The organism is Polaribacter sp. P097 (assembly GCF_036864555.1).
Classification (GTDB): domain Bacteria; phylum Bacteroidota; class Bacteroidia; order Flavobacteriales; family Flavobacteriaceae; genus Polaribacter.
This window is the reverse complement of record NZ_JAZETJ010000003.1, coordinates 217030-238566: the sequence shown is the minus strand read 5'-3', so window position 1 is coordinate 238566 and position 21537 is coordinate 217030. Positions and strand designations below refer to the sequence as shown.

The window sequence follows — 21537 nt, the reverse complement described above, 5'->3', positions numbered from 1 at the left end:
TTCAGTTGGCAGTACTCAGTTTTCAGTAACGAATGCTACTGAAAACTGGTTACTGAAAAAATTTATTCTTCTAATCTAACGTCTAACCCTAAACCTTTAAGTTCATGCATTAATACGTTAAACGATTCTGGTAAACCTGGTTCTGGCATAGCTTCACCTTTAACAATACTTTCGTATGTTTTAGCTCTACCCATTACATCATCAGATTTTACAGTTAAGATTTCTCTTAAGATACTTGATGCTCCATATGCCTCAAGTGCCCAAACTTCCATCTCTCCAAAACGCTGACCACCAAACTGTGCTTTACCTCCTAATGGTTGTTGTGTAATTAAAGAATATGGTCCTATTGAACGAGCGTGCATCTTATCTTCAATCATGTGCCCTAACTTAATCATATAAATGATACCAACTGTTGCTGGTTGATCGAAACGTTTTCCAGTTCCACCATCATATAAATAAGTGTGTCCAAATCTTGGTACTCCTGCTTCATCTGTAATTTCATTAATCTGATCTAAAGATGCTCCATCAAAAATAGGTGTTGCATATTTAGTTCCTAATTTTTCACCCGCCCAACCTAGAACAGTTTCATAAATTTGACCAATGTTCATACGTGAAGGTACCCCTAATGGATTCAAAACAATATCTACAGGTGTTCCATCTTCTAAGAACGGCATATCTTCTGCTCTTACAATACGTGCAACAATACCCTTGTTTCCATGACGTCCAGCCATTTTATCACCCACTTTTAACTTACGTTTTTTAGCGATGTAAACTTTAGCTAATTTTAATATTCCTGCTGGTAATTCATCTCCAACTGAAATTGTAAATTTCTGACGTCTTAAAGAACCTTGTAAATCGTTAACCTTAATCTTGTAGTTGTGAACTAATTCACCAACTAAAGCATTTAAGTCACTATCAGTTGTCCAAGAACCTGTTAAGTGAACATAATCGTCTACTGAGTTTAACATTTTAAGCGTATATTTTTTACCTTTTGGTAAAACTTCTTCTCCTAAATCGTTAAACACTCCCTGAGATGTTTTTCCACTAATTAAAGTAAATAACTTCTCAATTAACTCGTCTTTTAAACCTTCGAATTTAGAAACAAAAGATTGTTCTAAAGTAGCCACTGCTTCTTTATCTCTAATTCTTTTGTTTTTATCTTTTACAGCTCTTCTAAATAATTTTTTATCAATTACTACACCTCTTAATGATGGAGAAGCTTTTAATGATGCATCTTTTACATCACCTGCTTTGTCACCAAAAATTGCACGTAATAATTTTTCTTCTGGAGTTGGATCAGATTCTCCTTTTGGTGTAATTTTACCAATTAAGATATCACCAGGATTTACTTCTGCTCCAATTCTAATCATTCCATTTTCATCTAAATCTTTTGTAGCTTCTTCAGAAACGTTAGGAATATCATTAGTTAACTCTTCAGTTCCTAATTTTGTATCTCTAACATCTAAAGAATACTCATCAATATGAATAGATGTAAATATATCTTCACGAACTACTTTTTCAGAAATCACAATTGCATCCTCAAAGTTATACCCTTTCCAAGGCATAAAGGCTACTTTCATGTTTCTACCTAAAGCTAATTCTCCTTTTTGTGTTGCATAACCTTCACAAAGTACTTGACCTTCTTGAACTCTATCACCAGTTTCTACAATTGGCTTTAAGTTAATAGATGTACCTTGATTGGTTTTTCTAAATTTAATTAAGTCATAAGATACTTCATCAGAATCAAAACTTACTAGTCTTTCTTCATCTGTTTTATCATACCTAATTGTAATTTTATTTGCATCTACATAAGTTACTTCACCTTCACCTTCTGCATTAATTAAAATACGTGAATCTTTAGCAACTCTTCTTTCTAATCCAGTACCAACAATTGGTGATTCTGGTCTTAATAATGGCACTGCTTGACGCATCATGTTTGATCCCATCAATGCTCTGTTGGCATCATCATGCTCTAAGAAAGGAATTAAAGATGCAGAGATAGATGCAATTTGGTTTGGTGCAACATCCATATAGTCAATCACTTCAGGATTAACTACAGGGAAATCACCTTCCTCACGTGCAATAACTCTATCTAAAACAATGCTACCATCTTCTTTAAGTTCTAAATTAGATTGAGCAATTTTCTTACCCTCTTCTTCTTCAGCACTTAAATATATAGGCTCTTCACCTTCAACAACACCATTGTTTACTTTTCTATAAGGAGTTTCGATAAATCCTAAATTATTCACTTTTGCAAAAACAGAAAGTGAAGAAATTAGACCAATATTTGGTCCTTCAGGAGTTTCAATCGGACATAAACGACCATAATGTGTATAGTGTACATCACGAACCTCGAAACCTGCTCTTTCTCTTGATAAACCTCCTGGCCCTAATGCAGATAATCTACGTTTGTGAGTAATCTCAGCTAATGGATTTGTTTGATCCATAAATTGAGATAATTGGTTGGTACCAAAGAAAGAATTAATTACTGATGATAATGTTTTTGCGTTAATTAAATCAATTGGAGTAAACACTTCATTGTCACGTACATTCATACGCTCACGAATTGTTCTTGCCATTCTTGCTAAACCAACACCAAACTGACCAGCTAATTGCTCACCTACAGTTCTTACACGTCTGTTAGATAAGTGATCAATATCATCTACTTCTGCCTTAGAATTAATTAACTCAATTAAATATTTAATGATAGTTATAATATCTAATTTTGTTAATACCTTTTGATCTATAGGCTCATTTAATTGAAGCTTGGTATTCATTCTAAAACGACCAACTTCTCCTAAATTATATCTTTGTTCAGAGAAGAATAATTTATCGATAATACCTCTTGCAGTCTCTTCATCTGGCGGTTCTGCATTACGTAATTGTCTATAAATATGCTCTACAGCTTCTTTCTCTGAGTTTGTAGGATCTTTTTGCAAAGTATTGTGAATTATAGCATAATCAGCCATATGATTATCTACTTTATGTAGTAAAATCGTCTTAGCTCCAGCCTCTATAATTTCATCTATATGTTCTTTTTCTAAAACTGTATCACGATCAAAAATAATTTCATTTCTCTCAATAGATACAACTTCTCCAGTATCTTCATCTACGAAATCTTCATGCCAAGTTTTTAAAACTCTAGCAGCTAATTTACGACCTAATACTTTTTTAAGACCTGCCTTAGAAACCTTAACTTCCTCTGCAAGGTCAAAAATTTCTAAAATATCTTTATCTCTTTCAAAACCAATTGCTCTGAATAAGGTAGTTACAGGTAATTTTTTCTTTCTATCAATATAAGCATACATTACTTGATTGATATCGGTTGCAAATTCTATCCAAGATCCTTTAAAAGGAATTACTCTTGCTGAATACAACTTAGTTCCATTTGCATGGAATGATTGACCAAAGAATACACCTGGAGATCTATGTAATTGCGAAACCACCACACGCTCAGCACCATTGATTACAAAAGTACCTGAATTTGTCATGTAAGGTATTGTACCAAGATAAACATCTTGTACAATTGTTTCAAAATCTTCGTGTTCTGGGTCTGTACAATATAATTTAAGACGTGCTTTTAAAGGAACACTGTGTGTAAGACCTCTCTCTATACATTCTTGGATTGAATATCTTGGTGGGTCTACAAAGTAGTCTAAAAATTCTAATACAAATTGATTTCTTGTATCTGTAATTGGAAAGTTATCCATGAAGGTTTTGTATAAACCTTCTTCTCCTCTTTCTTCTGCCTTAGTTTGAAGTTGGAAAAAATCTTGGAAAGATTTTACCTGAATATCCAAAAAGTCTGGATACTCTTTAATCATTTGAGAAGTAGCGAAGTTGATTCTTTCAGTAGTGTTTTTCGTTGCCAAAAGAGAATATTTTTTTTGATTAAAATATGAATTAAAATAAAGAACGAATATATACACAAAATGGTTTAGGCCTAAAAACCTTAGTTCTTAGTACCTAAACCTAAATTTGTTTTCTCGATTTCGATATCACTGTTCGAAACTCGAGAAGTAAAAGCTTATTTAAGCTCTACCTCTGCTCCTGCTTCTTCTAAAGATTTTTTAAGACCTTCAGCCTCATCTTTAGATACACCTTCTTTGATTGGAGCTGGTGCGCTATCTACGATACCTTTAGCATCTTTTAATCCTAAACCAGTTAATTCTTTAACTAATTTTACAACTGCTAATTTAGAAGCACCTGCTGCTGTTAAGATAACATCAAATTCAGTTTGCTCATCTGCTGCATCATCACCACCACCTGCTGCTGGTCCTGCTACTGCTACTGCTGCTGCTGCTGGTTCAATACCATACTCATCTTTTAAAATAGTAGCTAATTCATTAACTTCTTTTACTGTTAAGTTAACTAATTGTTCTGCGAAATCTTTTAATTCTGCCATTTTAATTGTTTTTAAAATTTTGTGTTTTATTATAGTTTATTTGTGCGCTTATTCTTTTTCAGATAAAGTTTTAATAATACCTGAAAGTGTTTGTCCTCCTGATTGTAATGCTGATATAACATTCTTAGCAGGTGACTGTAATAATCCAACGATTTCACCAATTAACTCTTCTCTAGATTTAATATCTACTAAAGCATCTAATTGATCATCACCAATGTAAATAGATTCCTCTGCAAAAGCTCCTTTTAAAATAGGCTTCTTAGATTTCTTTCTAAATTCTTTGATTAATTTTGCTGGTGCATTAGCTGCCTCAGCAATCATCATTGATGTATTACCTTTTAATGTTGTTGGAAGATCACCAAAATCTTTATCTGATGCTTCCATTGCTTTCGCAAGTAATGTATTTTTAACAACCGATAACTGAACTCCTGCTTTGAAACATGCTCTTCTTAAATTAGAAGTAGTTTGTGCATTTAATCCAGAAATATCTGCTAAATAAAGTGTATTTGTATCTGCTAATACTGCTGTTAAATCTTGTATTACTTGTGATTTCTCTTCTCTAGTCATAATTATAAGTTTTAACGTATTAAACAGTTTTCACTTCAACAGGTATACTAGGACTCATAGTACTAGACATAAAAACGCTTTTTACATACGTTCCTTTTGCTGTTGTAGGTTTCAATTTAATAATTGTTTGGATTAATTCATTTGCATTCTCTTCAATCTTCTTAGCATCGAAAGATACTTTTCCAATTGCTGCATGAACAATACCAGTTTTATCTACCTTAAAGTCGATTTTACCAGCTTTAACATCTGTTACTGCTTTAGCAACATCCATAGTTACTGTACCTGTTTTTGGATTAGGCATTAAACCTCTAGGACCTAAAATTCTTCCTAATGGACCTAATTTACCCATTACACTAGGCATTGTAATAATTACGTCAACATCTGTCCAACCTCCTTTAATTTTCTGAAGGTATTCATCTAACCCAACGTAATCAGCACCTGCTTCTTTAGCTTCTGCTTCTTTATCTGGAGTTACTAATGCTAAAACTTTTACATCCTTACCAGTTCCATGAGGTAAAGTTACTACACCCCTAACCATTTGATTTGCTTTACGTGGATCTACTCCTAAACGAATCGCTAAATCTACAGAAGCATCAAACTTTACATTAGTAATGTCTTTGACTAGCGCTGAAGCAGCTGCTAAATCATAAGATTGAGTATTATCAACCTTAGCGTAAGCTTCCTTTTGCTTTTTTGTTAATTTTGCCATTTTACTACTTTTTATAAAGTTATGCTGGTGCATTCCCTTTTACCGTTAATCCCATAGAACGTGCTGTACCTGCTATCATTTTCATTGCTGAAGTTACTTCAAAGGCATTTAAATCTACCATTTTGTCTTCTGCAATTACTTTAATCTGATCCCAAGTAACTGATGCTACTTTCTTCCTATTTGGTTCTCCTGAACCTTTTTTAATTTTGGCCGCTTCTAGTAACTGAACTGCTGCAGGAGGAGTTTTTACAACAAAATCAAACGATTTGTCTTTGAAAACAGTAATAACCACAGGTAAAACTTTACCTTGCTTATCTTGCGTTCTTGCATTGAACTGTTTACAAAACTCCATAATGTTAACACCAGCAGCTCCTAAAGCGGGTCCAACCGGCGGCGATGGATTCGCTGCGCCTCCCCTTACTTGTAATTTAACTACTTTACTAACTTCTTTTGCCATTTTAAAAATGTTTAATGATTTATTTTAAGTTGGAAGCCAAAAAATAAATCGATATATATCTGTGTAACAATTATATCTTTTCTACTTGCATATAACTTAACTCTAATGGTGTTTTTCTTCCGAATATTTTCACCATTACCTCAAGCTTACGCTTTTCTTCATTTACTTTTTCTATAGTACCATCAAAACCATTAAATGGACCATCTACAACCTTAACAGTTTCTCCAACATTATAAGGAATTGCAATATTTTCATCCTGTACAGAAAGTTCATCTACTTTACCTAGCATTCTATTAACTTCTGACTTTCTCATAGGAACAGGTTCACCACCTTTTACCTCACCCAGAAAACCAATAACTCCAGTAATCGCTTTGATAACATGCGGAACCTCACCAGATAAATTAGCTTCAACCATAATGTAACCAGGAAAATAAACTCTCTCTCTATTAACCTTCTTGCCATTTCTGATTTGAACAACCTTTTCAGTAGGAACTATAACTTGATTAACATAATCTGATAAACCTACTCTAGAAATTTCTGTTTCTATATAATTTTTTACTTTATTCTCTTGTCCTCCAATGGCTCTAACAACATACCATTTCATTACCGAATCAGCCATAGTTAATTATTAAAATAATTTAAAAAAGTTATCTAACCCTGTTTGAAAAACATAATCAATACCTGCAACAGCTAAAGCAAACACAATAGTAAATACTGCCACTGTAACTGTAGTTTTCTGAGCATCCTCCTTAGAGATCCATGTCATATGGTTGCTAAGCTCATCAAAAGAGTCTTTGATATATTGAATAAAGTTCATATTACTATATTTTTATTTGCACGGGCGGAGAGATTCGAACTCCCGACAGCTGGTTTTGGAGACCAGTGCTCTACCGCTGAACTACGCCCGTTTCTTATTCATTGATAAAGGTATTCCGTAAAAAACGGAATACCTTTATAATTTTGAAATAATAAAACTAATAAATTATTAGTCTAATAATTCAGTTACTTGACCTGCACCTACAGTTCTACCTCCTTCACGGATCGCAAAACGTAAACCTACATTTAATGCAATTGGCTGAATCAAGTCAACTGTAATTGTTAAGTTATCTCCTGGCATAACCATCTCAATACCTGAAGGTAAATTAATAGTACCTGTTACATCTGTAGTTCTAACGTAAAACTGCGGACGATAGTTGTTATGGAATGGAGTATGACGCCCACCTTCTTCTTTCTTAAGAACATAAACCTCTGCCTTAAACTTAGCATGAGGAGTTACAGAACCTGGCTTACAGATTACCATACCTCTCTTAATATCTTCTTTAGCAATACCTCTTAATAAGATACCAGCGTTATCTCCAGCCTCTCCTCTATCTAAGATTTGACGGAACATCTCGATACCAGTAATAGTAGATGACATTTTTTCAGCACCCATACCAATAATATCAACAACATCACCTGTATTTGCAATACCCGTTTCGATACGACCTGTAGCAACAGTTCCACGACCAGTAATTGAGAATACATCCTCAACAGGCATTAAGAAATCTTTATCAACTTCTCTTAATGGCTCTTCAATCCAAGCATCAACTTGCTCCATTAATTCTAAAACAGTATTAACCCACTTTTCTTCACCATTTAAAGCTCCTAAAGCAGAACCTGAAACTACAGGACCATTATCTCCATCATATTCATAGAAAGATAATAATTCTCTTACCTCCATATCTACTAACTCTAATAACTCTTCATCATCCACCATATCAACTTTGTTTAAGAAAACAACGATACGAGGAATACCTACCTGACGACCTAATAAGATATGCTCTCTAGTCTGTGGCATTGGCCCATCTGTTGCAGCAACAACTAAAATAGCACCATCCATCTGTGCAGCACCTGTTACCATGTTCTTTACATAATCCGCGTGACCTGGACAGTCAACGTGAGCATAGTGACGATTTGCTGTTTGATATTCAACGTGAGAAGTATTAATTGTAATACCTCTTTCTTTTTCTTCTGGTGCATTATCAATCTGATCAAAAGATCTAGCTTCAGAGAATCCTGCATCAGCTAATACTTTAGTAATAGCCGCAGTTAAAGTTGTTTTACCGTGATCTACGTGTCCGATAGTACCAATATTTAAGTGTGGTTTCGAACGGTCAAAAGTTCCTTTTGCCATAATTATTGATTTTAATTCTTAGTTTAAATATATTTAGTGTCTAATAATACTTTTCAAATGAGCCAATGATGGGATTTGAACCCATGACCTCATCCCTACCAAGGATGCGCTCTACCAACTGAGCTACACCGGCTTTGTTGATTTTTTTAGAGCGAAAGACCGGGTTCGAACCGGCGACATTCAGCTTGGAAGGCTGACGCTCTACCAACTGAGCTACTTTCGCAAAAATGTAAATTGTGGGGAGAGCAGGATTCGAACCTGCGAAGACATAGTCAACGGAGTTACAGTCCGTCCTCGTTGGCCGCTTGAGTATCTCCCCTCAAACTTACTATTTTAATGAACTTTTGTTTCTTTTATTAGAGCCGATGGAGGGACTCGAACCCACGACCTGCTGATTACAAATCAGCTGCTCTAGCCAGCTGAGCTACATCGGCTTTTAGTTGAAAAAAACAACCCGCTATTTCTAACGGATTGCAAATGTATAAAGTTTTTTTAAATTCCAAAACTTTTTATTATTATTTTTTTATTTTTTTATGAAATTAAAGAATCTCTTAATTTCTCTTTCGATTTCTTTAACTGCCTCTTTAAATTATCAACCGCTGAATTGATGCCTTCTTCAAAGGTTTTTGTTTCTCTTTTTACCATTAATTCACTTCCAGGAATATTAATTTTAACTTCTGTAATTTTATTTTCTTTATCGCTTGTATTTTGAACTTTTAGAAAAACTTCTGCATCAACAATTTTATCATGAAACTTTACAAGGCTCTCTACTTTTTTCTCAGCGAAACTGATTAACTTACTATCTGCATTGAAATTGACTGATTGGGTAAATACTTTCATAATCTATTCATTTTTTTTGCTCTTAGGATGAGCTTGGTTATACACTTGTTTAATCGCATCTAAACTATTGTGAGTGTAGACTTGAGTAGAAGCTAAAGAGGAATGCCCTAACAACTCTTTAACCGAATTTAAATCTGCCCCCTCATTCAGCAAATGAGTTGCGAATGAGTGCCTCAGCATGTGTGGACTCTTTTTTACTTTTGAGGAGACTTTACTAAAGTAGGAATTTATAACTCTATAAACAAGGGTTTCATATATTTTGTTTCCTTTCTCTGTAATGAATAAGTATTCTGAATTATTACTTATATTTTTTCTGTGATTCAAGTAAAGATTCAGTGTCTTTAAAACTGAATTTAAGATTGGCACCAACCTTTCCTTATTTCGCTTTCCTAAGACTTTTAAAACGTTGCTGCCACTATTTATATCTTTTAATTGAATATTTATCAACTCAGCTCTTCTAATACCTGTAGAATAGAAAATTTCTACCATTAATTTATTTCTAATAGAAACAAAACTATTTTCAGTATTTGACTCCAATACAGTTGCTACCTCTTTTTGAGAAAAAGGCACCTGCACTTTTTTTGCAACTTTTAAGGCTTTATGCTTTTGCAGTGGATTACTTTTTATCTGCTCTGTTTTTTGGAGAAACTTATAAAATGATTTTAACGAACTAATTTTTCGGTTAATGGTTCTATTTGAAATCTCATCTTCAACCAAACTTACAATCCAACTTCTTATTTGTGAATAATTTACTTCTAGCAAATCCTCTTGACCAAAATTTATTTGGATAAAACTTTTAAAAGAATTTAAATCTTTTTGATAGGCAATTACAGTATGCTTTGAGTAGTTTTTCTCATGAGACAAATAATCTAAGAAGGCTTTAATCAAAATTATTCTTTTTGTGTAGAGGATAAATTTACAAAAATAGAAGCATAAAAAAACTCGTATCAAAAGAATTGATACGAGTCTAGTTTTATTTGAGGTTAATTGACTAACCTACTTCTTCTTGTGTTCTTAATCTTTGAACGTAAGAAGCTTTAATTCTTTGAGCTCTTTTAGCTACTGAAGGCTTTGTAAAGTTTTTTCTGTTACGTAAGTTCTTCATCGTCTTTGTTCTGTCGAATTTTCTCTTATAACGTTTTAAAGCTCTATCTATATTCTCTCCTTCTTTTACAGGTATAATTAACATAAGTTGGCACCTCCCTTCATAAGTATCTTAAATATTTTAATTGCAGTTAAACTGCTGATTTATAATTTTTGGACTGCAAATGTACTTATAAAAAATGAAATACAAATTTTTATATGATTTTATTTTAGACTAGCAATTTGCGTTAGGGATTGAAATGGCATCCTTTTTTGTTTTTCTCAAAAAAGATATAATGAAAAGCCCGACCTTTAGGTAACACACTAAGAAATAAAAAAGCACTCCTATTTTCTTTTACAAAAATCTGAGTGCTTTCTTAATATTATCCAAAAACAAACTAGCTCACAAAAAACTATGTTGCTGGTTTATACTCCTTTTTATCAATTACCATTTTTGCGATAATCTCTTTTAAAATTTCTGATGTACCACCACCAATTGGACCAAGTCTACTATCTCTTAATAAACGAGCCATAGGATACTCTTCCATATAACCATAACCTCCTAACAATTGAAGAGCATCGTAAATAACTTCATCTGCTATTTTTGTAGATAATAATTTAGACATACTTGCTTCTTTAACCACGTAAGTACCTTGATCTAATCTTTTGGTAATAGAATAGTTATACTCTCTACACATATCTACTTTACTCGCCATTTCTGCAACTTTATGTCTTAAAGCTTGAAACTTGTCTAAGGATTTACCAAACGCGATTCTTTCTTGCATATATTGCACTGCATAATCTACTGCGAACTCTGCTCTTGCATGTGCATTAACACCCATTATTAAGCGTTCTAATGCAAAATGCTGCATAATGTAAGGGAAACCCAGACCTTCTTCTCCCATCAAATTTTCAGCAGGAATTTCTACATTATCAAAAGCGATTTCTCCAGTATCTGATGCTCTCCAACCTAGTTTATCTAATTTGGTTGCTGAAATTCCTTTAGAATCTCTATCCACAACAAAAATACTTATGCCTTTATACTTGTCTGAAGGATCTGTTTTTGCAGCTACTATTAAGTAATCTGAATAAACTCCGTTTGTTATGAATGTTTTAGATCCGTTTAAAATGTACTTATCTCCTTGTTTAACAGCAGTAGATCTCATACCTGCTACATCTGAACCACCAAATGGTTCTGTAATACATAGACAGCCAATCTTATCTCCTTCTACACTAGGCACCAAATACTTTTCTTTCTGTTGCTGATTACCTTCTTTATTTAAATGTGTCATGGCTAAATATTCATGAGCCCACATTGCAGCAGCAAAACCACCTGAGTTAATTTTTTGTAATTCTTCTAAAAAAATCACAGTATAAAATAGATCTAAATCCATACCTCCAAACTCTTCTGGAGTAGACAAACCAAAGTAACCCATTTCACCAAACTTCTTCCAGATGAAACGTTCTATAGAACCTGTTTTCTCCCATTTTTCTATATGAGGCACAACTTCTTTTTGTAAAAAATCTTTGAAACTAGCACGAAAAGCTTCATGCTCTTCAGTAAAATACATACTGCTCATTTGAAGTGAATTTTTAATTATTATTCAGCTATCAAATATAAGACTATTCTATCATATTTATCTAAAGGAAACCCTTTGATATTTTTTAATTCTGATATGTTTTGAAGCTCTGCAACTTCATCTCTATAGTTAAATATTTTCTTACACAGCTCATAATCTATAAATGGATTTTTGAGTAACTGCTTGAACTCAACAGTATTTACATTCTGTTTTTTAATTACAGGTAATTCAATTATTTTAAAAACGGCTAATACTTTATCTGCGATTTCTGGCTCTAAACCCCAAACTTCATACAATTGAGATGGGTATGAAAAACCTTGTAATTTAGAACGATACTTAATAATTCTTTCTGAGAATGATGGCCCAATTCCGTTTATTGACCTTAAATCTTCAGCTGTTGCTTTGTTTATATCCTTAGTAGACAATTTGTAACCAACTGTTTTATCAGTTGAATAAGCGTTATTAGACCTATTTTTATTTTGATTTTGCTTTAGTGCGTTATTCCTTTTTACCACCCAATCTGGAAATTTAAAATAGGGTGAAATTTTGTTTAACAAGGAATCTGAAACTTTGGTGATCTTTTGAAAATCTTCTTTTGAATTTATAAATTTATTCGATTTTCTAAAAGCATGCAACCTATCAATCTCTTCTAGAGACATGCCCAATTGTTCGCCTTTAAAATCTGAAATATAATTTGGATTAAAAGGATATATTTTAGGCTTTCTATTTTCAATTTCAACAATTTTTAAACTATCAATTCTATGTTGAAAAGCAATTAAATCATTATCATTTATAGTTACCTTTTCTTCAGACGAAAAAGGTTTGACAAATATGATTACCTGTAGAATTGCTATTAAAACAACTAAAAGAAAAATCCCATTTCTTTGGCTTTTGTTATACCAGAAATGGGATTTAAATATTTTCATAAAACTAAATCTTATGCTTCGCTACTTTTAATAGCATTCATGTATTTTTTTAGCTCTTCTTTTACTTTAGGGGCTAATATTATTAGACCAATCATGTTTGGAACCATCATTGCAAAAACCATAGCATCAGAAAAACCAATTACTGATCCTAAACTTGCTGCAGCTCCAATTACAACGAATATACAAAAGATCACTTTATAGGTATATTCCATTTTTTTAGATCTACCAAATAAATAAACCCAACCTTGAAAACCATAGTAAGACCATGAAATCATTGAACTAAATGCGAACAATACAACTGCAACTGTTAATACATATGGAAACCATGATATAGATGATGCAAATGCACTTGATGTTAATAAAATTGCTTGAGCATCATTTGCTGGTGGATTTAATGGATCTACAAAACCAGTAATAATCAATACTAAAGCTGTCATTGTACAAACAACAACAGTATCTATAAATGGCTCTAATAATGCAACCATACCTTCACTTGCAGCATATTTTGTTTTTACAGCTGAGTGTGCAATAGATGCAGAACCAATACCTGCTTCATTAGAGAAAGCTGCTCTTCTAAAACCTTGAATTAAAACTCCAACTGCACCACCTGCAATTCCTTCAGGGCTAAATGCTCCATTAAAAATTTGACCAAATGCAGCTCCAATCATATCATAATTTGCAAAAATCACAAATAATGCAGCACCTACATAAATAGCTACCATGAATGGTACAATTTTATCTGTAACCTTGGCAATTTTCTTAATACCACCAATAATTACAATACCCACTAAAACTGCCATGATTAAACCAAACAACCATCCTTTACCTGCTAAAACAGACTCATTACCTCCTGTTATATTTTGTACTAATTGAAATGCTTGATTTACCTGAAACATATTACCACCTCCAAATGAACCACCAATTACAAATATGGCAAATGCACCTGCTAAAATTTTACCTAATACTTTAGATTTTAAACCTTTAGTTAAGTAATACATTGGTCCACCATAAACGGTTCCGTCTGCAGCAATATCTCTATATTTAACCCCCAAAGTACATTCTACAAACTTAGAAGCCATACCTAAGAAACCAGCAATTATCATCCAAAACGTTGCTCCTGCCCCACCAATTGAAACTGCAATTGCAACTCCAGCAATGTTACCTAAACCAACTGTAGCAGAAAGTGCTGCTGTTAACGCTTGGAAATGAGAAACCTCTCCATCATGACCTTCAACTCTTACAGTATCAGGGTTATCACCTGTATCTGTGGTAGACACATTACCATCTACTTCTATTGCTTTTGCTTCACCTTTTCCTTCTAAACCATCGTATTTACCTCTTACAATATTTATAGAAGTAAAGAAACCTCTAAAGTTGATAAAATTGAAATAGAAAGTAAAATACATAGCTCCTAATATTAGAGGGAACAATACCCAATAAATGCTAATTGTATCTGTAAATGGAATTTGATAAAAAATAAAGTCTACGAACCATCCTGTTGCGCTACCAAAAGCTTCATCAATTTGCTGATCTAAGCCTTTTTCTTGGGCGATTGTAAATAATGGAACTGCTAAAAAAAGTAATGAAAGAAATTTTTTCTTCATAATATATCTATGTTAGATTTTGAATTAGTAAGGCGCAATATCTTAAAAAATTGAAGTTTTGACAACTTTTATACGTTAAATATGATTTTTACATTAAGGTTTCTTTAAATCTCTGTAAATCGTCTTTAAATGTCTTTGGATAGAAGTTGAGTTCTTTATTTGTTTTTGATAAATCAAACCCTGTTTTAATTGGTCTATTTGCAGTTTGATTTAATGTTGCAGTTGAAATTGATTTTATATAAGAATCATCTAAATTAAAAACTGCTGCAACTTGCTTTGCAATATCAAAAATACTTAACAATTCTGAAGATGAGATATTAAAAATACCTGTTGCATTCTTATCCATAGAGATTTTACAGGCCAAAGCCAAATCTTCTACATAGGTTGGGGTTCTATATTGATCATCTACAATAGTTATTTCTCTTTTGTTTTCTAAAGATTCTTTAACCCAAAGTACAATATTACTTCTGCTCATATCAAACACTTTACCATACACCAAAATGGTTCTTAAAATGGTATAATTAATGTTCGATTTTTCTAAAACCTGTTCTGACTTTAATTTAGATAAACCATAATAGCTTAATGGATTAGGTTCATCTGTTTCTTTATACCAACCTTTTTTACCATCAAAAATAAAATCTGTAGAAATATGAATTAAATGCGCACTTAATTCTTGGCAAATAGCTGCCAACCACTCTACAACCTCAACATTTAGAATATCACATTTTGCTTTATCATTTTCACAAGCATCAACTTGAGTCATTGCAGCTGTATTTATAATATAATCTGGCTTGATTTTCAACAGTTCTTCAGTAAGCTGACTTTTATTAGTAATATCTATTGAAATGTATTGAAAATCATTTCTACCACTTCTATTAACTCCTCTAGAAAAACCATAAACATCATATTTATCATTCTCCTTCAGCAATAAATTTAAAAGCGATTGACCCAATAAACCATTACTGCCTGTTATTACAACTTTAATCATTTAAAACAATTCTCTTAGTTTCATTATTTGTTCTGGTCTACCTAAAACAATTAGGTGAGCACTATCAACCAAAACAGTAGATGCTTCTGGGTTTATCACATAATCTTTATCTGGATTTCTAAAACCAATTACTGTACACCCTGTTTGCCTTCTTAAATCTAAATCTAATATTGTTTTACCTCTATATTTTTGTGGTAAATCATCTACAATAATTTCTTCTAAGTTAGCAGTTGTTTCTCCTTCAATCGTAAGTCGATCTACAAACTCTATTACATCTGGAGTAGTCACTAAAGAAGCCATATGATCTCCTCCTAATTTATCTGGCATAATTACATTATCTGCACCTGCAATTTTAAGTTTACTGTAAGAACTTTCATTCGATGCTCTACTAATAATTTTCATTTGACTATTTAATTGCCTTGCACTCAACACCACAAATAAATTATTTGCATCTGAAGGCAAAGCCGTAATTAAATTATCTGCTTCTAAAATACCAGCCGCTATTAAAGTTTCATCTAAAGTAGCATCACCTTGAATACATAAATGCCCAGCAGCTTCAATTTCTTCAACAAGTTCTTTGTTTCTTTCAACTACAACAAATTCTTTGTTGTAATTCATCAATTTTACAATGGCTTGTCTTCCATTTCTTCCATAACCACAAACAATTGAATGTCCTTTTAATTTCGTTATTTTTTTCTCCACTGTTCTATGTTTAAAATAATCAAATAACTTACCACTTACCAAATATTCAGAAAAAGTAGATACTGCATAACCTAAAATAAAAATACTTGTTAAAATTAAGAAAATGGTAAATATTTTATCTTGAGGTGTAAAAGGTTTAACCTCACTAAAACCAACTGTTGTTACAGTTATTACAGTCATATACAATGCGTCTACAAAAGAATATTTAGACAAAACCATATAACCAATAGTACCTGTACCTAAAACAGATAATATTAGAAAAACAATTCTATTGATTTTTGAATCTAAAACACGCATAATTATAAATCGAATACAGAGCTTCTTTTTGTATAAATTAAATCTTTTAATTTCATTGCAAAAGCAAAGGTTAGATAAAACCCAAAAGATAAACCTACAGTAAAAAACGTAACATAGATAAAATAGATACGTACGTTTTTAGCACGCATTCCTAATCGATCTGCTAATCTTTGAAAAAAACCAAAACCATGTCTTTCAAAAAAATGACGAATTGTATGTATAAACTTGTTGTTTTTCATTTTAATGCAAGATAACAATTCTATTGATTTTTGTTCTTCAGTTTTAAATTAAAAATGCTTAGGAATCCTTAACTTTGTTCTTTTGCAAAAAACACCTTATTTGAAAGATCAAGAATACATAGAAGTTTACGGAGCAAGAGCGCATAATTTAAAAAATATTGACGTAAAAATTCCAAGAGAAAAACTGGTTGTAATAACTGGTTTAAGTGGTAGTGGAAAATCATCTTTAGCTTTCGATACAATTTATGCTGAAGGTCAAAGACGTTACATAGAAACGTTTTCTGCTTATGCACGTCAATTTTTAGGTGGTTTAGAAAGGCCAGATGTAGATAAAATTGATGGCCTATCTCCAGTAATTTCTATAGAACAAAAAACAACAAATAAAAGTCCAAGATCTACTGTTGGTACCATTACAGAAATTTACGATTTTTTAAGACTTCTTTTTGCAAGGGCAGCAGATGCCTACTCTTACAACACTGGAGAAAAAATGGTAAGTTATTCTGATGAGCAAATTAAGCAATTAATTACTACTGATTTCGCCAACAAAAAAATTGCAGTTTTAGCGCCATTAATTAAATCTAGAAAAGGGCATTATAGAGAACTTTTTGAGCAAATATCTAAACAAGGCTTTGTTAGAGTAAGAGTTGATGGTGAAATTAGAGAAATAGAAAAAGGCATGCGTTTAGACAGGTACAAAACGCATGATATAGAAGTAGTAATCGATCGTCTTTTGGTGAACGAAAAATCAGAAAAAAGACTTGAAGAAACCATAAAAACAGCATTGTATTCGGGTAATAATATAATGATGGTTATTGATGTTGATAATGAAAAACCTCGTTATTTTAGTAGAGAATTAATGTGCCCAACAACAGGAATTGCATATCCAAATCCTGAACCAAATACATTCTCATTTAACTCACCTAAAGGTGCTTGTGCTACTTGTAATGGCTTAGGCACAACTCAAGAAATTAATCTTAAAAAAGTAATTCCTGATGATAGTATTTCTATTAAAAAAGGTGGAATAGCTCCTTTAGGAGAACAAAAAAGCAGCTGGATTTTTAAGCAAATTCAAAATATTGCAGAACGTTATCAATTTAAATTATCAGATGCCATTAAAGATATTCCTAAAGACGCTTTAGACATTATTTTAAATGGTGGCAATGAATCTTTTAATATAGAATCTAAAGTTGCAGGAGTCACCAGAAATTATAAAATTGATTTTGAAGGCATCATTTCTTTTATAGATAATCAGTACAATAATGCAGAAAGCACCTCTATAAAACGTTGGGCAAAGGGTTTTATGGATGAAGTTACCTGTAAAACTTGCGAAGGCAAACGTTTAAAAAAAGAAGCGCTACATTTTAAAATTACTGATAAAAACATTAGTGATTTAGCTCAAATGGATGTTACAGAATTGGCTAAATTATTTGAAAATATAGAACAATCTCTTTCCCAAAAACAAAACACAATTGCATCAGAAATACTTAAAGAAATAAGAACTCGAATTCAGTTTTTATTAGATGTTGGTTTAGATTATTTAACTTTAGACAGAACATCTAAATCGCTTTCTGGTGGTGAAGCACAAAGAATAAGATTAGCTACCCAAATTGGTTCTCAATTGGTAGGTGTGCTATATATCTTAGATGAACCAAGTATTGGTTTACATCAAAGAGACAATCAAAAACTAATAGACTCTCTTGTAAAATTAAGAGACGTTGGTAATTCTGTTTTGGTGGTTGAGCATGATGAGGATATGATGAAAAAAGCAGATTATGTTTTAGACATTGGGCCTGGTGCAGGAAAGCATGGAGGAGAAATTGTAAGTATTGGCACTTATGAAGACATCATAAAAAACGAAACATTAACCACAGATTATTTAACAGGCAGAAAAAAAATTGAGGTTCCTAAAAAACGTAGAGAAGGAAATGGAAAATCTATCACACTAAAAGGTGCTTCAGGTAACAATTTAAAAAATGTTTCTGTTGAGTTTCCTTTAGGAAAAATGATTTGTGTTACTGGAGTTTCTGGTAGTGGAAAATCGACATTAATTAACGAAACCCTCTACCCTATATTGAATGCTAATATTTATAGAGGAGTTAAAAAACCAATGCCTTTCAAAAAAATTGAAGGCCTGGAACATGTAGATAAAGTAATTGATATAGATCAATCTCCTATTGGTAGAACACCAAGATCTAACCCAGCAACGTACACAAAAACTTTTGATGAAGTTCGCAGCCTGTTTGCAAAAACTCCAGAAGCTGCCATTCGTGGTTACAAACCAGGTCGTTTTTCATTTAACGTAAAAGGTGGTAGATGTGAAACTTGTCAAGGAGGAGGAGTTAGAGTTATTGAAATGAACTTTTTACCTGATGTACAAGTTGAGTGTGAAACTTGTCAAGGAAAACGTTTTAACAGAGAAACTTTAGAAATACGTTACAAAGGAAAATCAATTTCTGATGTTTTAGAAATGACAATAGAAGATGCTACAGAATTCTTTAAAAACATTCCTAAAATTCATAGAAAATTAAAAACAATAAAGGATGTTGGGCTAGGCTATATAACCCTTGGACAACAGTCAACAACACTTTCTGGTGGTGAAGCTCAGCGAATTAAATTAGCGTCAGAATTATCTAAAAGAGATACTGGAAATACTTTCTATATCCTTGATGAACCTACTACAGGATTACATTTTGAAGATATACGTGTTTTAATGGATGTGCTTAACAAACTAGCTGATAAAGGAAACACTGTACTTATTATAGAACATAATTTAGATGTTATAAAACTAGCAGATTACATTATTGATGTTGGTATGGAAGGTGGAAAAAAAGGTGGGAAAATTTTAACCAAAGGTACTCCTGAACAAGTTGCAAAACACAAAACTAGCTACACAGCTAAATTTTTAAAGAAGGAATTAAATTAAACTTTTTAATAAGCTTTAATTAACTAATTTAGCAAGCCTTAAAAAAAAAGACTTATGAATAACGACGATAGAAAAATAAGAGAAAAACTTCAACAAAAAACTTGGAACGAAATTAAAACCAATGACTCTTGGGCCATTTTTAAAATTATGGCTGAGTTTGTAGAAGGTTATGAACGTTTAAGTAAAATTGGACCTTGCGTTTCCATTTTTGGATCTGCAAGAACAAAACCAGACCATCCTTATTATAAATTAGCAGAAGAAATTGGTTATCAATTAACACAAGCTGGTTTTGGAGTGATTACTGGTGGAGGACCAGGAATTATGGAAGCTGGTAACAAAGGTGCCAATAGAGGTAAAGGTCTTTCTGTAGGTCTAAACATAGAATTGCCTTTCGAACAACATGATAATCCTTGGATAGATCCAGGTAAAAGTTTAGATTTTGATTACTTCTTTGTTCGTAAAGTAATGTTTGTAAAATACTCTCAAGGTTTTGTAGTAATGCCTGGTGGATTTGGAACTATGGATGAACTTTTTGAGGCAATCACTTTAATACAAACTAAAAAAATAGGTCGTTTTCCTATTGTATTGGTTGGTTCTAAATTTTGGAGTGGCTTATTAGATTGGATCAAAGACACATTAATTACAGAAAAAAATATAGGATTAGAAGATTTGAGTTTGTTTAGAGTTGTAGATACAGCAGAGGAAGCTGTAGAGCACTTTAATAAATTCTATGCTAAATATAAGTTGAAACCAAACTTCTAAACCCATGTTTCTAAAGAAGCATCTGCTTGTTTTATTTGTTTGTTTTGCATCACTTTTAAACGGTCAAACAAACATTAAAGCCATGTTTTACAACACCTTAAACTACAATTCAGACACACAAAGTCAGGAACGTACTCCTTATCTAAAAACCATTTTAGATGATTTGCAACCAGACATTTTTATGATTTGTGAGTTAAAGAATGAAATAGCCTCAAACTATATGTTTGATAATGCTATTTTACCTTTTAATGCTAACTTTAAGAAGGCAGAATTTAAACCAAGTGAATCACCAGCAACAGGTCTTTTACAAATGATTTACTACAATTCTAATAAACTAGAATTAGAGTTTAATGAGGTAATTCCTACAGGTATCAGAGACATTAATCATTATACTTTTATTGTAAAAAGCGAAGATGACAATAATGAAAATGTAAGAATTGAAGTTTTTGCAACGCATCTTAAGGCCTCTAGAGGGTTTGATAACATGGAGAAAAGACTAAATTCTGTAGAAAATTTCACAAGAGAATTAGACAGATTACCTAAAGATAGTTTTGTATTATTTGCTGGAGATTTTAACTTTTACACAAGCAACGAGCCTGGTTTTCAAAAAATTATTGATGAGAATAATTCCATTCAATTAATCGATCCTATTAACAGACTTTGCCCAAGTTTTCCAAATGATGGTGTAGACTATTTTAATGAAAACAATTTCGACTCAACTTATTTCTGGAACAACGAATCTTTTGCTGATGTACACTCTCAATCTACGAGAAATGGCCAAGTGAATGGTGATGGCTCTGGAGGTGGTATGGATGATAGATTTGATTTTATAATGATGTCTAAAAATTTTACCACCAGCTCTACTCTTTCTTACAAACCTGATAGCTACAAAACAGTAGGTAACAACAGTAATTGTTACAATTCATTTGTCAGTAATTCAACTTGTACAGGCGAATTTTCTCAAAATCTAAGAAATGCATTGTACTTTTTTAGTGATCATTTGCCTATAACCCTAGAAATGGAATTTAATCCAAGTGCTTTAAATGTAGAAAGTAATGAAGGGGTTAGCTTTTTAAGCTCAAATATTGTCAAGAATAACCTTCAATTGAATGTATCTGAAAAAGTAAATCGAATTTTTATTTATAATCAACTTGGTCAGAAAATAATTCATTTAAAAAATGTAAATTCGAAAACTTTAAAAATTGATACTGAAACCCTTAAAAAAGGGGTCTATTACATTAAAATAGACAACTATAAAGTTCAGAAATTTATAAAAATTTAA

Annotated in this window: 20 protein-coding genes and 5 tRNA genes; 3 read left to right on the top strand and 22 right to left on the bottom strand. The window is 32.3% G+C overall.

The genetic code is table 11. From position 1 onward, the window contains the following. Positions 1 to 62: 62 nt before the first annotated feature. The 22 genes from rpoB to V7R38_RS12650 all read right to left on the bottom strand — a co-directional run bounded on the left by rpoB (position 63) and on the right by V7R38_RS12650 (position 16570). Complete coding sequence (gene rpoB, locus V7R38_RS12755; protein ID WP_334058994.1) at positions 63 to 3872, bottom strand: DNA-directed RNA polymerase subunit beta; 3810 nt, start codon at positions 3870 to 3872, stop codon at positions 63 to 65. A gap of 155 nt (positions 3873 to 4027) precedes the next feature. Next, positions 4028 to 4405, bottom strand: a complete 378-nt coding sequence (gene rplL / locus V7R38_RS12750) for a 50S ribosomal protein L7/L12 (RefSeq protein ID WP_015480730.1) — start codon at positions 4403 to 4405, stop codon at positions 4028 to 4030. A gap of 48 nt (positions 4406 to 4453) precedes the next feature. After that, positions 4454 to 4972: a 50S ribosomal protein L10 gene (gene rplJ / locus V7R38_RS12745; protein ID WP_015480731.1), complete on the bottom strand. Its 519-nt coding sequence runs from the start codon at positions 4970 to 4972 to the stop codon at positions 4454 to 4456. A gap of 19 nt (positions 4973 to 4991) precedes the next feature. After that, complete coding sequence (gene rplA / locus V7R38_RS12740) at positions 4992 to 5681, bottom strand: 50S ribosomal protein L1 (protein ID WP_015480732.1); 690 nt, start codon at positions 5679 to 5681, stop codon at positions 4992 to 4994. Positions 5682 to 5700: 19 nt separating this feature from the next. Next, a complete protein-coding gene (gene rplK, locus V7R38_RS12735; RefSeq protein WP_015480733.1) occupies positions 5701 to 6138 on the bottom strand; it encodes a 50S ribosomal protein L11 in 438 nt (145 codons plus the stop codon). Between the two features lie 70 nt (positions 6139 to 6208). After that, positions 6209 to 6757 carry a transcription termination/antitermination protein NusG gene (nusG, locus tag V7R38_RS12730; RefSeq protein ID WP_015480734.1) on the bottom strand — a complete coding sequence of 183 codons (549 nt, stop codon included), beginning with the start codon at positions 6755 to 6757 and terminating at the stop codon, positions 6209 to 6211. A 9-nt stretch (positions 6758 to 6766) separates the two neighbouring features. Next, positions 6767 to 6955 (bottom strand): preprotein translocase subunit SecE, encoded by a 189-nt coding sequence (gene secE / locus V7R38_RS12725; RefSeq protein WP_015480735.1) that lies wholly within the window; start codon positions 6953 to 6955, stop codon positions 6767 to 6769. A 19-nt stretch (positions 6956 to 6974) separates the two neighbouring features. Continuing rightward, positions 6975 to 7046: transfer RNA gene (locus V7R38_RS12720), tRNA-Trp, on the bottom strand. Between the two features lie 77 nt (positions 7047 to 7123). Further along, positions 7124 to 8311: an elongation factor Tu gene (tuf, locus tag V7R38_RS12715; RefSeq protein WP_015480736.1), complete on the bottom strand. Its 1188-nt coding sequence runs from the start codon at positions 8309 to 8311 to the stop codon at positions 7124 to 7126. A 60-nt stretch (positions 8312 to 8371) separates the two neighbouring features. After that, a tRNA-Thr gene (locus V7R38_RS12710) sits at positions 8372 to 8444 on the bottom strand. A 17-nt stretch (positions 8445 to 8461) separates the two neighbouring features. Then, positions 8462 to 8534: transfer RNA gene (locus V7R38_RS12705), tRNA-Gly, on the bottom strand. A gap of 14 nt (positions 8535 to 8548) precedes the next feature. Beyond that, positions 8549 to 8630: transfer RNA gene (locus V7R38_RS12700), tRNA-Tyr, on the bottom strand. Between the two features lie 41 nt (positions 8631 to 8671). After that, positions 8672 to 8745: transfer RNA gene (locus V7R38_RS12695), tRNA-Thr, on the bottom strand. A 97-nt stretch (positions 8746 to 8842) separates the two neighbouring features. After that, a complete protein-coding gene (gene hpf, locus V7R38_RS12690; RefSeq protein WP_015480737.1) occupies positions 8843 to 9151 on the bottom strand; it encodes a ribosome hibernation-promoting factor, HPF/YfiA family in 309 nt (102 codons plus the stop codon). A 3-nt stretch (positions 9152 to 9154) separates the two neighbouring features. Continuing rightward, positions 9155 to 10042: a tyrosine-type recombinase/integrase gene (locus tag V7R38_RS12685; protein WP_334059071.1), complete on the bottom strand. Its 888-nt coding sequence runs from the start codon at positions 10040 to 10042 to the stop codon at positions 9155 to 9157. Positions 10043 to 10142: 100 nt separating this feature from the next. Beyond that, complete coding sequence (gene rpsU / locus V7R38_RS12680) at positions 10143 to 10340, bottom strand: 30S ribosomal protein S21 (protein WP_015480739.1); 198 nt, start codon at positions 10338 to 10340, stop codon at positions 10143 to 10145. A 307-nt stretch (positions 10341 to 10647) separates the two neighbouring features. After that, complete coding sequence (locus V7R38_RS12675; protein WP_334058986.1) at positions 10648 to 11814, bottom strand: acyl-CoA dehydrogenase family protein; 1167 nt, start codon at positions 11812 to 11814, stop codon at positions 10648 to 10650. A 20-nt stretch (positions 11815 to 11834) separates the two neighbouring features. Further along, a complete protein-coding gene (locus V7R38_RS12670; RefSeq protein WP_334058984.1) occupies positions 11835 to 12740 on the bottom strand; it encodes a helix-hairpin-helix domain-containing protein in 906 nt (301 codons plus the stop codon). Between the two features lie 11 nt (positions 12741 to 12751). Next, on the bottom strand, positions 12752 to 14344 hold the full coding sequence (locus V7R38_RS12665; protein WP_334058982.1) for an alanine/glycine:cation symporter family protein: 1593 nt from the start codon (positions 14342 to 14344) through the stop codon (positions 12752 to 12754). Between the two features lie 88 nt (positions 14345 to 14432). Beyond that, the gene (locus V7R38_RS12660; protein ID WP_334058980.1) at positions 14433 to 15332 is read right to left on the bottom strand and encodes an SDR family oxidoreductase; all 900 of its coding nucleotides are present in this window, start codon (positions 15330 to 15332) and stop codon (positions 14433 to 14435) included. After that, positions 15333 to 16331: a potassium channel family protein gene (locus V7R38_RS12655; protein ID WP_334058978.1), complete on the bottom strand. Its 999-nt coding sequence runs from the start codon at positions 16329 to 16331 to the stop codon at positions 15333 to 15335. It abuts the gene before it with no gap. Positions 16332 to 16333: 2 nt separating this feature from the next. Then, complete coding sequence (locus V7R38_RS12650; protein WP_015480745.1) at positions 16334 to 16570, bottom strand: PspC family transcriptional regulator; 237 nt, start codon at positions 16568 to 16570, stop codon at positions 16334 to 16336. Positions 16571 to 16670: 100 nt separating this feature from the next. Here V7R38_RS12650 and uvrA point away from each other — a divergent pair, with 100 nt between their 5' ends. The 3 genes from uvrA to V7R38_RS12635 are packed head-to-tail and all read left to right on the top strand — an operon-like array spanning position 16671 to position 21537. Beyond that, positions 16671 to 19493 (top strand): excinuclease ABC subunit UvrA, encoded by a 2823-nt coding sequence (gene uvrA, locus V7R38_RS12645; RefSeq protein WP_334058975.1) that lies wholly within the window; start codon positions 16671 to 16673, stop codon positions 19491 to 19493. Positions 19494 to 19547: 54 nt separating this feature from the next. Beyond that, a complete protein-coding gene (locus tag V7R38_RS12640) occupies positions 19548 to 20255 on the top strand; it encodes an LOG family protein (protein WP_334058973.1) in 708 nt (235 codons plus the stop codon). 4 nt (positions 20256 to 20259) lie between these two features. Beyond that, positions 20260 to 21537: a T9SS type A sorting domain-containing protein gene (locus tag V7R38_RS12635; RefSeq protein ID WP_334058971.1), complete on the top strand. Its 1278-nt coding sequence runs from the start codon at positions 20260 to 20262 to the stop codon at positions 21535 to 21537.